This is a genomic window from Parasedimentitalea nitratireducens (genome assembly GCF_057444295.1).
Window position 1 is genome coordinate 919,391 of the sequence record NZ_JBYAXC010000001.1, and the last position, 11,274, is coordinate 930,664.

General features: G+C 57.4%; 13 protein-coding genes and 1 riboswitch. Of the genes, 4 read left to right on the forward strand and 9 right to left on the reverse strand.

What is annotated here, in order from left to right; translation table 11 throughout:
• Nucleotides 1-21: 21 nt before the first annotated feature.
• From AC2T28_RS04675 to AC2T28_RS04695, 5 genes are read right to left on the reverse strand one after another with little or no spacing between them, the layout of a single operon-like run.
• Nucleotides 22-879, reverse strand: coding sequence for a polyprenyl synthetase family protein (locus AC2T28_RS04675; protein ID WP_486748021.1), 858 nt, complete (start codon nucleotides 877-879; stop codon nucleotides 22-24).
• A gap of 31 nt (nucleotides 880-910) precedes the next feature.
• Complete coding sequence (locus tag AC2T28_RS04680) at nucleotides 911-1,153, reverse strand: exodeoxyribonuclease VII small subunit (RefSeq protein ID WP_486747779.1); 243 nt, start codon at nucleotides 1,151-1,153, stop codon at nucleotides 911-913.
• Nucleotides 1,150-2,076, reverse strand: coding sequence for a histone deacetylase family protein (locus AC2T28_RS04685; protein ID WP_486747780.1), 927 nt, complete (start codon nucleotides 2,074-2,076; stop codon nucleotides 1,150-1,152). Before AC2T28_RS04685 ends, AC2T28_RS04680 begins: the two co-directional genes overlap by 4 nt.
• A gap of 35 nt (nucleotides 2,077-2,111) precedes the next feature.
• On the reverse strand, nucleotides 2,112-2,813 hold the full coding sequence (locus tag AC2T28_RS04690) for a response regulator (protein WP_486747781.1): 702 nt from the start codon (nucleotides 2,811-2,813) through the stop codon (nucleotides 2,112-2,114).
• Nucleotides 2,810-3,322: a MarR family winged helix-turn-helix transcriptional regulator gene (locus tag AC2T28_RS04695; RefSeq protein WP_486747782.1), complete on the reverse strand. Its 513-nt coding sequence runs from the start codon at nucleotides 3,320-3,322 to the stop codon at nucleotides 2,810-2,812. Before AC2T28_RS04695 ends, AC2T28_RS04690 begins: the two co-directional genes overlap by 4 nt.
• 160 nt (nucleotides 3,323-3,482) lie before the next feature.
• Between AC2T28_RS04695 and AC2T28_RS04700 the strand changes: the two genes are divergently transcribed.
• Nucleotides 3,483-4,349, forward strand: a complete 867-nt coding sequence (locus AC2T28_RS04700) for a branched-chain amino acid aminotransferase (protein ID WP_486747783.1) — start codon at nucleotides 3,483-3,485, stop codon at nucleotides 4,347-4,349.
• Between the two features lie 48 nt (nucleotides 4,350-4,397).
• Here AC2T28_RS04700 and AC2T28_RS04705 read toward each other — a convergent pair whose 3' ends face one another.
• Nucleotides 4,398-5,258 (reverse strand): LysR substrate-binding domain-containing protein, encoded by an 861-nt coding sequence (locus tag AC2T28_RS04705; protein WP_486747784.1) that lies wholly within the window; start codon nucleotides 5,256-5,258, stop codon nucleotides 4,398-4,400.
• A 102-nt stretch (nucleotides 5,259-5,360) separates the two neighbouring features.
• Between AC2T28_RS04705 and AC2T28_RS04710 the strand changes: the two genes are divergently transcribed.
• Nucleotides 5,361-6,059 carry an SDR family oxidoreductase gene (locus AC2T28_RS04710; protein WP_486747785.1) on the forward strand — a complete coding sequence of 233 codons (699 nt, stop codon included), beginning with the start codon at nucleotides 5,361-5,363 and terminating at the stop codon, nucleotides 6,057-6,059.
• 25 nt (nucleotides 6,060-6,084) lie between these two features.
• Here the strand turns inward: AC2T28_RS04710 and AC2T28_RS04715 are convergent, their stop codons facing one another.
• Nucleotides 6,085-7,023: a DMT family transporter gene (locus AC2T28_RS04715; RefSeq protein ID WP_486747786.1), complete on the reverse strand. Its 939-nt coding sequence runs from the start codon at nucleotides 7,021-7,023 to the stop codon at nucleotides 6,085-6,087.
• A 103-nt stretch (nucleotides 7,024-7,126) separates the two neighbouring features.
• Between AC2T28_RS04715 and AC2T28_RS04720 the strand changes: the two genes are divergently transcribed.
• Nucleotides 7,127-8,629 carry a malonate--CoA ligase gene (locus AC2T28_RS04720; protein WP_486747787.1) on the forward strand — a complete coding sequence of 501 codons (1,503 nt, stop codon included), beginning with the start codon at nucleotides 7,127-7,129 and terminating at the stop codon, nucleotides 8,627-8,629.
• Nucleotides 8,630-8,632: 3 nt separating this feature from the next.
• Here the strand turns inward: AC2T28_RS04720 and AC2T28_RS04725 are convergent, their stop codons facing one another.
• On the reverse strand, nucleotides 8,633-9,271 hold the full coding sequence (locus AC2T28_RS04725; protein WP_486748022.1) for a cation efflux transmembrane domain-containing protein: 639 nt from the start codon (nucleotides 9,269-9,271) through the stop codon (nucleotides 8,633-8,635).
• 72 nt (nucleotides 9,272-9,343) lie between these two features.
• On the opposite strand from AC2T28_RS04725, the gene AC2T28_RS04730 reads away from it, so the two are divergent.
• Nucleotides 9,344-9,760, forward strand: coding sequence for a MerR family transcriptional regulator (locus AC2T28_RS04730; protein ID WP_486747788.1), 417 nt, complete (start codon nucleotides 9,344-9,346; stop codon nucleotides 9,758-9,760).
• 82 nt (nucleotides 9,761-9,842) lie between these two features.
• Here AC2T28_RS04730 and aroC read toward each other — a convergent pair whose 3' ends face one another.
• Entirely contained in the window at nucleotides 9,843-10,946 is a 1,104-nt protein-coding gene (gene aroC, locus AC2T28_RS04735) for a chorismate synthase (RefSeq protein ID WP_486747789.1), read from the reverse strand.
• A 216-nt stretch (nucleotides 10,947-11,162) separates the two neighbouring features.
• Nucleotides 11,163-11,269, forward strand: a riboswitch (TPP riboswitch).
• The last annotated feature ends 5 nt before the right edge of the window (nucleotides 11,270-11,274 follow it).

Sequence of the window (11,274 nt, forward strand, 5' to 3'; positions counted from 1 at the left end):
GCGGCGCCTCCTTGGCGGCAATTAGCTGTCGCGCGAGATAACGAAGCGGGCAGCCTCGCGCAAGGTTTCACCCTGATCACCGTAAACATCCAGCGCAGCACAGGCTTGGTCACACAGCTCAGCGGCGCGCGCCTTGGCGGCGTCCAGCCCTAGCAGTGACACAAAGGTGGCTTTTCCGGCTTCGGCATCCTTGCGCACACGTTTGCCAACGGTTTCGGCGTCTCCTTCGACATCAAGGATGTCATCGGCAATCTGAAAGGCAAGGCCCAAAGCCTCGGCATAGTGCCGCAGTGGCGAAGTGTCCGCCCCGGCAATGACCGCGCCCGCCATGGCTGACCACGAAATCAAGCAGCCCGTTTTGCGGCGCTGCAATTTGGTGATTTGTTCCAATGTCAGCGGTTCAAGGCTGGTTTCAGCAGCGATATCCAGCATTTGACCCGATACCATGCCATCCTTGCCCGAGGCTTGTGCAAGTGATCGGATCAATTCCAAAGCATTGGGTCCCATTTTAGCGTCTGACAACAGCTCAAACGCAAATGTTTGCAGTGCATCTCCGGTCAAAACTGCGACCGCCTCGTCCCATTGGCGATGCACAGTTGGCATGCCACGGCGCAGGTCGTCATCATCCATACAAGGCAGGTCGTCATGTACCAGCGAATAGGCATGAATACATTCAATCGCCAGCGCCGCATCCAGTGCGATGTTTTCCTCAACCCCGTGCAGCCGGGCGCTCTCAAGCACCAGGAACCCGCGCAGCATCTTGCCACCCGACATTGCGTAGCGCATCGCATCTGACAGCCGGTCTTCGCTGGCGAGTACCTTGTCAATGTGATCCGACACAAGTTTTTGCGTACGGGCAAGCGCCTCGGAAAAAGGCAGCGCCTGAATGGAAGCCGTTGCGTTCAATGTATTAACCTGCGTCCAGTGGGGTGGTGCCGGTGGCATTACCGTTGGCGTCTAGCGTGATCGCAGCAACCTTTTCCTCGGCCCGCTTCAGCTCATCCTCGCAGCGCTTTTTCAACGCGGCGCCGCGTTCGTATAGGGATATGGAGGCATCCAAAGCGACATCACCACGTTCCAGCTTACCAACAACGGTTTCCAGCTCTTGCATGGCTTGCTCAAAGCTCATGTTTTCAACGGGTGTCTCACTCATTTGGATGCCTCTATCAGTTCTTCCACATGTGCCTTGCAGGCGGCGCTGAGCGCGTTCAGATCATAACCGCCTTCTAAAGTCGAGACGATACGCCCGCCGCACAGCCCATCGGCAAGGATGCACAGTTGTTGCGTGATCCATGCAAAGTCCTGGGTCGACCAGTTGAGATTGGCCAGTGGGTCGTCCTGGTGGGCGTCGAAACCAGCAGAAATGATGATCAACTCTGGTTTAAACGCACGCAGCCGGGGAAAGGCCTGCTCCTGATATGCTGCCTTCATTTCGGCACCACCACTTTCTGGTGGCAGGGGCATGTTCAAAATATTGCCATGAGCGCCATCCTCATCTGGGCGACCAGACCCCGGCCACAGCGGCATCTGCTGCGAGGTGATCACCAGCGCGCGGGGCTCGTCCCACAACAGATCTTGGGTGCCATTGCCGTGGTGAACATCAAAATCAACCACAGCCACGCGGTTCAACCCGTGATGATCCAGCGCATGTTTTGCTGCCAGCGCCGCATTGCCAAACAGGCAAAACCCCATTGCGGTTTCAGTTTCCGCATGGTGCCCCGGAGGGCGGATGGCGGCAAAGGCGTTCTGCGCTTCACCTGACATCACCATGTCGACCCCGCGAATAACCGCCCCAGCAGCACGGAAAGCTGCATCTAGCGAACCCGGCGACATAAACGTGTCGCCATCGATCGCAGCAAAACCTTCAACAGGACGCGCTGCACGAAGCTCAGACAGATGAGCGGCCGGGTGGATGCGCAGAATATCATCTTCGGCCGCCATCGGCGCACCGACTCGCAGCAAATCCAACGGCTCTAGTGCGTGAAGGACATGTTCCAACCGGGCTACGCGTTCCGGGTGTCCTTCGGGAGTAATGTGGTCAAGACAGTCGGCGTGGGTAATCAGGGCAGTGGTCATGGTTGAAATCGCTCCAATAGTTTTGCGCCGCAGCTTTAGTCGGGGGCCAGCATATACCCGGCGCCACGCACCGTTTGCAGGTACTGCGGCTGCTTTGGGTTCGGCTCGATCTTGCGGCGTAATCGCGTAATCTGAACATCCACCGCACGTTCCTGGGCTTGTCCACGATCCCGGCCCAGATCCTCAACCAGTTTGGTGCGGCTCACGGGTTCGCCGGGGCAGCCCGAGAAGATCCTCATCAGCTGGCTTTCGGTGCCGGTCAGACGGATCAAATCTTCGCCCTGCCACATCTCACCGCGTTCGATGTCATAGCGGATCGTACCAAGATGCAGAACCTTTGGCGCGGTTTCCTGCGCGGGAGTATCTGGCATCCGGCGTAGAATAGCGTTGATCCGCAGAAGCAGTTCCTTGGGCTCAAAGGGCTTGGCCAAGTAGTCATCGGCCCCAGCCTCAAGCCCGGCAATCCGGTTTTCGGTCTCGCCACGGGCCGTCAGCAGCAGGATAGGGGTGGACATGGTTTCACGCAGCGAGCGGGTGAGCGAAATCCCATCCTCGCCAGGCATCATCACGTCCATCACGATCAGGTCAAAGTCCAATCCGGCCAGAACACGCCGCGCGTGGGCGGCATCCCGGGCTGCGGTCACCAAAAAACCAGCCCGCATCAGGAACTTTTTCAGCAGATCACGGATACGTTCGTCGTCGTCCACAATCAGCAGGTGGGCATCAAGATCGCTCATGGGCTAGTGTCCCGCAGTTTGGTGTAAGCACGGCGCATGTCCGCATCCATCATTGCTTCCAGCACGCGTTTAAAGCCTTGCACAGCTTCTGGGCCCGCATCTTTGTATGCAGCCCGCATCCGGGCGCGCTGGGCATCCGACAGGGTCGCCTCTAGCGCGTGGCCCTGATCCGTCAAAAACAAGTGCCGTTCGCGTTTGTCCACTGTGCCAACTCGGCTTTCGACCAGACCATCTCCGATCAAGGTCCGTAGCACCCGGTTCAACGACTGTTTGGTAACGCCTAGAATGGTCAGTAGGTTGTTTACAGTGGTGCCGGGCGCTCGATTGATAAAGTGAATGGCGCGGTGGTGGGCTCGACCATAAGCCATTTCCGCCAAAATACGATCCGGGTCAGCGGTAAATCCGCGATAGGCAAAAAACATTGCCTCAATACCCTGTCGCAGTTGCTCGTCGGTTAGAAAAAGCAGACTCTCGCCGCCAAAACTCTGACCTGAACGTCCATCCGACATAATATGCTCCAATCAATCTACTCATATCAGTTTAAGTCAGCGTTGTTGACATTCCAAGAGCGAAGAGGTATCGAATCTCAGTTTTGACGCAACATTGTGTCCGTAACGGTCTTAATTTGCGCAATAAATGGAAATATGACGGTACTTAGGAGGAAATAGCATGTCGGGATATGATGATCGCGATGGTGTGATCTGGATGGATGGCGAAATGGTCAACTGGCGTGATGCAAAGGTGCACGTGCTTTCCCATGCCATGCATTATGCCTCCTCGGTGTTTGAGGGCGAGCGCGCCTATAACGGTAAGATCTTCAAAAGTCGCGAGCATTCCGAGCGCCTGATCGCGTCGGCCGAAGCACTGGACATGCCGATGTCCTACACCGTCGATGATATCGAAGCCGCCAAGGAAGAAGCGCTAAAGGCCAGTGGTCTGCAAGACGCTTATGTGCGTGCCTTGGTCTGGCGTGGTTCGGGCGAGGACATGGGCGTGGCTTCGGCCAAGAACCCGGTCCGTATGGCAGTGGCTGTGTGGGGGTGGGGTGCCTATTACGGCGACGCCAAAATGCAGGGTGCCAAGCTCGACATCGCCGAATATCAACGGCCCAGCCCTGCGACTATCCCGGTACACGCCAAGGCGGCGGGGCTTTACATGATCTGCACCATCTCCAAGCATAAGGCCGAGGCCAAGGGCTGTTCAGACGCGCTGTTCATGGATTACCGCGGTTATGTTGCCGAGGCGACCGGCGCCAACATCTTCTTTGTCAAAGACGGCGAAGTGCATACACCGCTGCCGGATTGTTTCCTGAACGGAATCACTCGTCAAACCGTTATTGGCATGCTCAAGGATCGCGGCATCACCGTGCACGAGCGCCACATCATGCCCGAAGAGATGGAAGGCTTTGAACAGTGCTGGCTGACCGGTACCGCTGCCGAGGTTACTCCGGTAGGGCAGATCGGTGACTACACGTTTGAGGTTGGCGATATGACCCGCGAAATCGCCGAAGCTTATGAGGCGCTGGTTCGGGCCTAATACCGAACATTATCATTGTTCAGACGGGCGCCACTTTGGTGCCCGTTTCTATTTAGCATTGTCACTTTGCGACAGCAGCCAATCCACAACGGTTTGCTGAGCCTGGCTCATCGTCTTCTTGTTTGGCCAAACAATATAGAACCCGACATCTTCCGTTTCTGGCGCTTGCCAGACCTGTTGCAAAGCTTGGTTGCTCAAGAATATCCGCGGCACCAACGCAACGCCCTGACCATTCATGGCGGCGTCCATCGCCAGGGCTGTCTGATTGAATTGCAAGATGCGTTTTTGCGTCGTCAATCCGGCGTTACGCAGCATTTGATCCCAATAATGATGCCCATCCTGGATAAGAGTATAGCCGACAAGGTCTGCCACATCGGGAGATTCTCCCAGTGTTAGAGCCACATCAGGATGCGTAACAGCCACCAAATCCAACAATGACAATTGTTCTGACCGAAGGTCGGGATCCGCTGGACGTGGCCCAAGGCGGATCACCAAATCAATGCCGTCCCGCTTGAAATCACTCAAGGCCTCTTCGGCCAGAACCCGCAATTCGATACCCGGATGGGCTGCCTCAAACTCGGGCAACCGCGGAACTAGCCATTTCGAAGCGAAAGACGGCGGCACCGATAATGTGACTTTCTGCTCAGCCGGAGAAAGCGTGTTCGTGGCGTCCTCAATCAGCGCCAGTGCTTCTCGTACAGGCTGATGATAGCTGCGCCCGGTATCGGTCAGCGACAATCCTCGGGCGTGCCGTTGGAACAGCTTGTGCCCTAAATCCATCTCCAGCCGTCGCACCTGCTGCGCCACCGCGCCTTGGGTCAGGTGCAACTCTTCTGCCGCCAGCCGGAAATTCAGATGCCGGGCAGCCGCATCAAACATCCGCAGGGAATTGAGATTAGGAAGACGCATTACTCACCAGCCAATAGATTTTCTACAGGCTTGCGCGATGAGAGATGATTGGTCAAGGGCGTTGTGCAGCTCCATCTTATCACCAACAGATAGGAGCAAGACATGACCAAAGTAGCACTAATCACTGCTGGCGGCAGCGGCATGGGCGCGGATGCGGCCCGGCATTTGGCAGCAAACGGCTATGAGGTAGCGATTCTCTCGGCCTCGGGCAAAGGAGAGGCGTTGGCGAAGGAGCTAGGCGGTGTTGGTGTTACCGGATCAAACCTCGAAACCGCAGATCTGCAGACACTGGTAGACAAGGCCATGGACCGCTGGGGGCGTATCGATGTGCTGATCAACTCGGCTGGTCACGGACCCAAGGGCGACATCATGGAAATCAGTGATGACGACTGGCATCTGGGCATGGACTATTACCTGCTCAACGTGATTCGCCCCAGCCGGTTGGTGGCCCCGATCATGGCGGCGCAGGGAAAAGGATCGATCATCAACATCTCGACCTTTGCGGTGTTTGAACCGGATCCGCTGTTCCCGACGTCGGGCGTGTTCCGCGCTGGGCTGGCCAGCTTTACCAAACTGTTTGCCGACAAATTCGCAGCCCAGGGTGTGCGGATGAACAACGTGCTGCCCGGTTTCATCGACAGCCTGCCCGAAACCGAGGACCGCAAAGCGCGCATCCCGATGGGGCGCTATGGCACCGCACAAGAGGTTTCGGCTCTGATTGCCTATCTCGCATCAGATGACGCAGCCTATACTACCGGGCAAAACATTCGGATCGATGGGGGCCTGACCCGCGCAATTTAGAGAACAAAACCCTTATTAGGGTCTATTACCCGCCCTTTGGGTCAATCATGGGGCGGGCTTTGCCACGTACCACACCCAACCGGCTTTCACGCCAGATCACAACGCCGTTGCCGGTGATCACCAAGGCTGCCCCTGCCAGCATCACCAGTGTTGGCAGCTCGGCAAACCAGACATAGCCGATGACAATGGCAAACAACATCGAGGCATAATCATATGGCGCCAGCATCGACGTCGGGGCAAAGCGATAAGATGAGGTCACCAATATCTGCGCTACTCCGCCCAGCAGGCCAGCCCCGATCAGAATCAGCACAACCTCAACCGGCGGCATGGTCCAACCAAAGGGCAGCGTCAGCAGCGACAGCAACGTGGCCGTGATCGAGAAATAGAACACGATGGCCGCCGTGTGTTCCGTCTGTACCAGCTGGCGAATATGGATCTGCACCATCCCCCGCGCCATGGTTGCGATCAGGATCATAATGGCCCCCAGCGTAGCGGCGCTATCCAGATCACTTCCGCCCAACCGCGGCCACAGCATAATCAAAACCCCGGCCAAGCCGACTCCAACAGCACTAATGCGGATCAATCGAATCCGCTCCCCCAGCAACAAGGCTGCAAAGATTAGCGTGAAGATCGGCGTGGCGTAGCCAATCGCAGTGACCTCGGGCAGCGGCAACAGGCCCAAGCCGGTAAACGTCAGCCCCATGGCTGATGTCCCCAGCACGCCGCGCCAGAAATGCCCAATTGGCCGCTTGGCAATCAACCCGTGGCGCAGCTCGCCGCGCACCAGCAACCAAATCACAATCACCGGAATCGCAAACAGCGAACGAAAAAACACCGCCTCACCTGCCGGAACATAGTCCGCAGTGTATTTGATAATGGCGGACATCACGGTGAAGAAACCAATCGCGGTGACTTTCAAACCAACCGCGAGCACCGGTCGATGCGATGTTAAGTTCTTTGCCATGGCGCGAACCTGCTCTTCTAATCGACAAAGATCAATGGGTTGATTTCATCAAGTGGAGCAGCGCAGATTACCGCTGATATCGCCATTCAACACGGAGCCTTTGATGTACGATGCCAACCCCTTGATCCGCCAGTTGCGAGCATCGTCTGTTGGGCGCGAGGATGACACCTTTGCCCAACTCCCCGACAGTAGCACCGTCAGTTTTGGCGCCCTGTTTGCCGGGGCCGAGCGGATGGCGGCAGCCTTGGTGTCAAAGGGCGTGCAACCCGGTGACCGCGTGGCGGTACAGGTGGCCAAGACCCTTCAGGCGATCGAGCTCTATCTTGGCACAGTAATGGCAGGCGGGGTCTTCTTGCCTCTGAATACGGCCTATACCTCTACCGAAGTTAGCTATTTTTTGAGTGACGCAACGCCCCGCGTGGTTGTTTGTGACCAGAATCGTTTGGATGACATCACAGGCATCGTGGGCGAGGCTCAGGTGCTGACACTCGATGCAAACGGGCAGGGCAGCCTGCGTGATTTGGCCGACCAGCAGCAAGGTTTCACCCCGGTTGCTCGCCAAGACCATGATCTGGCCGCGATCCTCTATACCTCGGGCACCACGGGCCGTTCCAAGGGCGCGATGCTCAGCCACGACAATCTGGCCTCCAACTCAACCACCCTGCGGGACTACTGGCGTTTCACGCAGGATGATGTGCTGATCCACGCCCTGCCAATCTTTCACACCCACGGGCTGTTTGTCGCCACCAACGTGGCCTTGTTGGCCGGGAGCCAGGTGATACTGCTGCCCGGGTTCGATGCCGATGCGATTCTAACGGCGATGCCACGCGCCACCGCGTTAATGGGTGTGCCGACCTTTTACACCCGCCTACTGGCGGACGACCGACTAACGGTGGAACGAGCCTCCAACATGCGCCTGTTCATATCGGGATCTGCCCCTTTGCTTGTCGACACACACGAAGATTGGCAGGCCCGCACCGGCCACCGGATCCTTGAACGTTATGGAATGACCGAAACCAATATGAGCACCTCGAACCCCTATGATGGCGAGCGCAGGGCAGGGACCGTTGGCTTCCCGCTGCCGGGGGTCGAGGCGCGTATTATGGCCGATGGAAGTGAGGTCGCGACCGGTGAAATAGGCGTGCTAGAGGTGCGTGGCCCAAACGTGTTCCAAGGCTACTGGCAGATGCCGAAAAAAACGGCCGAGGAGCTGTGCCCGGATGGATGGTTCATCACCGGCGATATGGCGCAGATGGACGCTGACGGTTACATTTCAATCGTAGGCCGTGAGAAAGACCTGATCATCACCGGTGGCTTCAACGTCTACCCCAAAGAGGTGGAAAGCCTGATTGATGACCTGCCCAGTGTGCTGGAAAGCGCGGTCATCGGCGTGCCACACCCCGACTTTGGAGAGTGCGTTGTGGCAATAGTCGTGCCTGACAACCCCTTATTAGAGCCCTATACAGTCTCAAATGCGCTATCAGAGAAGCTTGCCAAGTTCAAACAGCCCAAACAGGTGATCCTGCTGGAGGCCCTGCCACGCAACACCATGGGCAAGGTGCAGAAAAAAGCCCTGCGCGAAACCTACGCAGGGCTGTTTGCTTGAGTGTTAGTGTTGGTGCGCCTCAACCTGCGCACCTTCGCTGCGCCATTCCTGAATCGCTTGCTTCAGGATCTGAAAAGCCGAGCTAAGGAACAATCCAGCCATTATTCCGGCGACGATCAGGTCGGGCCAACCCGAGGCGGTGCCCCAAACCCCCAAGGCGGCGATCATCACCGCAACGTTGCCAATGGCATCGTTGCGCGAGCACAGCCAGACCGACCGCACATTGGCGTCGCCGTCTTTGTAGCGGGCTAAAATCATGACCGAGGCAAGGTTCGCGACCAGCGCCATAAAACCGATTGATCCCATCACATGGGCCTGCGGCACGCCAATGTAGAACACGGTGTAAACGGTCGATCCAAACACCCAGAGCCCCATCAGCAACAGGCTGATACCCTTGCCCAGTGCAGCAAGTGAGCGAGTACGCAGTGATGCACCGATCACCGCCAGCGAAATGCCATAGGTCAGCGCGTCACCCAGGAAATCCAACGCATCTGCCTTAAGCGCCTGACTGCCGGACATCTGCCCTGCGCTCATTTCCACACCAAACATCCCAGCGTTGATGGCAATCACCAACCAAAGCCGTCGTTTGTAGTCTGCTGATACGCCGTCAAACTGGGCGTTATGGTTGCAGCATCCTGCCATTGTCTCTTGTCCTTCGTTCTGATCCGAGGTCAATGTAGTTGCTCTAGCCACTAGAGCTTCAAGAGGTTTTTGATGTACACAATCGGCGCAATGTCCAAGGCCACTGGGGTCAAGGTTCCGACCATTCGCTATTACGAGGAAATTGGCCTGTTGGCCGAGCCAGGGCGCAATGTCGGCAACCAGCGGCGCTATGATCAGGCCGGGATGGACGCGCTGGGCTTTATCAAACACGCGCGTGATCTGGGGTTCAGCCTGGACGACGTCCGGGCTTTGATGGGGCTGGATGGGCAGCTGGGCGATGACTGCGCCGAAGCAGATCAGATCGCGCGCAGCCAGCTGCTGAATGTGCGTGAACGGATTGCCAAGCTGGAACAGTTGGCAAATGAACTAGAGCGGATCAGCCATCTGTGTGACGGAGGCAATGGCGGATGTTGTAAGGTGCTGACGGCGCTGGGTGACCACAGCCAATGTGCTGGGGATCATCGCTAAGAGAGAAGGCGCGGCCCGACGGTGCCGGGCCAAGGATAGATTTCTAAGATTGAGGCTAAATCTGCCTTATTAGAGCCTAATATCAGCTGATCTGACCTTGGTTTTCACCAATCTGCCCGCGATGCAGCAGCAATTGATCCAGGATTACACAGGCCATCATCGCCTCGCCCACTGGCACCGCGCGGATGCCAACACAGGGGTCATGGCGACCCTTGGTGATCACCTCAGCCGGAGAGCCATCTTTGCGGATCGAAGCACGCGGGGTCAGGATCGACGAGGTTGGTTTCACCGCAAACCGCACCACCACGTCCTGCCCGGTGGAAATACCGCCCAGAATGCCGCCCGCATGGTTCGACGAATACACAGGCGCGCCGTCATTGCCGCGGAAAATCTCGTCGGCGTTTTCCGAGCCTTTGAGCCGCGCGGCGTTCATGCCTTCGCCAATTTCAACACCCTTGACGGCGTTGATCGACATCATCGCCGAGGCCAATTCAGTGTCTAACTTGGCATAAATCGGCGCTCCGATTCCCGCAGGCACGCCACGAGCGACAACCTCGACCACGGCCCCAACCGAGTCATGCTCTTTGCGCAGGCCTTGCAGATAGTCTTCCCACTGCTGCACCGCATCCGCATCAGGGATCCAAAAATCGTTCTGGTCGATGGCGTCCCAATCGAACTTGGACCGGTCAATATCCAGCTCACCCATCGCAACCATGTAGCCTTTGATTTCCAGATCGGGGGCCAACATCTTGATCGCCTCACGGGCAATGCCACCAGCCGCCACACGGGCAGCAGTTTCACGGGCTGAGCTGCGCCCACCGCCACGATAGTCGCGGTTTCCGTATTTCTGATAATAAGTGATGTCGGCGTGACCGGGGCGAAAGGTGTTGACGATATCGCCATAGTCCTTGGAGCGCTGGTCGGTGTTTTCGATCATCAGCTGGATAGGCGTGCCGGTGGTTTTGCCCTCGAACACACCCGACAGTATTTTTACGGCATCCGGTTCATTGCGCTGGGTCATGTTCTTGTTCTGCCCCGGGCGGCGCTTGTCCAGCCACTGCTGCAGCATCGCCTCGTCCAGCGGAACGTTTGGCGGGCAGCCATCTACAGTGGCGCCCAGCGCAGGCCCATGGCTCTCGCCCCAGGTGGTGACTCGGAAAAGATGACCAAAGCTATTCATTGACATGGGCGGGCTCCTTTGCGGGATGTGCTTAGCGGTGTGGCGGCTGGCTCTCAAGGGGTTTTGCGCAATTGTGGCTGTATGGGCCGCTGGCCCCGCCGTCTGCGACAGCTCCCCCGGAAAAATTATGACCAGAAGAAGGGCGGATCACTCCAGTTTGTCGAAGTGGTAAGGCCTTGCCTGGGATTTGCTTGTGTTTGCACGGGGGGGCGCATAGGTATCGGCCACACCTCGGGGTGCGTGGGACACTGCGCTGAGATGCCATCATTGGCGGACCCGTTGAACCTGAACCGGCTAACACCGGCGGAGGGAAGGTCTGGGAGCACATCCCCCT

What these genes read in the sequence shown, in the direction of transcription:
- AC2T28_RS04715 (WP_486747786.1), bottom strand. Translation starts at nt 7,023, where the DNA reads ATGGCAAAGAACTTAACATCGCATCGACCGGTGCTCGCGGTTGGTTTG.
- AC2T28_RS04730 (WP_486747788.1), top strand. Translation starts at nt 9,344, where the DNA reads ATGTACACAATCGGCGCAATGTCCAAGGCCACTGGGGTCAAGGTTCCG.
- AC2T28_RS04710 (WP_486747785.1), top strand. Translation starts at nt 5,361, where the DNA reads ATGACCAAAGTAGCACTAATCACTGCTGGCGGCAGCGGCATGGGCGCG.
- AC2T28_RS04680 (WP_486747779.1), bottom strand. Translation starts at nt 1,153, where the DNA reads ATGAGTGAGACACCCGTTGAAAACATGAGCTTTGAGCAAGCCATGCAA.
- AC2T28_RS04720 (WP_486747787.1), top strand. Translation starts at nt 7,127, where the DNA reads ATGTACGATGCCAACCCCTTGATCCGCCAGTTGCGAGCATCGTCTGTT.
- AC2T28_RS04695 (WP_486747782.1), bottom strand. Translation starts at nt 3,322, where the DNA reads ATGTCGGATGGACGTTCAGGTCAGAGTTTTGGCGGCGAGAGTCTGCTT.
- AC2T28_RS04700 (WP_486747783.1), top strand. Translation starts at nt 3,483, where the DNA reads ATGTCGGGATATGATGATCGCGATGGTGTGATCTGGATGGATGGCGAA.
- aroC (WP_486747789.1), bottom strand. Translation starts at nt 10,946, where the DNA reads ATGTCAATGAATAGCTTTGGTCATCTTTTCCGAGTCACCACCTGGGGC.
- AC2T28_RS04690 (WP_486747781.1), bottom strand. Translation starts at nt 2,813, where the DNA reads ATGAGCGATCTTGATGCCCACCTGCTGATTGTGGACGACGACGAACGT.
- AC2T28_RS04725 (WP_486748022.1), bottom strand. Translation starts at nt 9,271, where the DNA reads ATGGCAGGATGCTGCAACCATAACGCCCAGTTTGACGGCGTATCAGCA.
- AC2T28_RS04685 (WP_486747780.1), bottom strand. Translation starts at nt 2,076, where the DNA reads ATGACCACTGCCCTGATTACCCACGCCGACTGTCTTGACCACATTACT.
- AC2T28_RS04705 (WP_486747784.1), bottom strand. Translation starts at nt 5,258, where the DNA reads ATGCGTCTTCCTAATCTCAATTCCCTGCGGATGTTTGATGCGGCTGCC.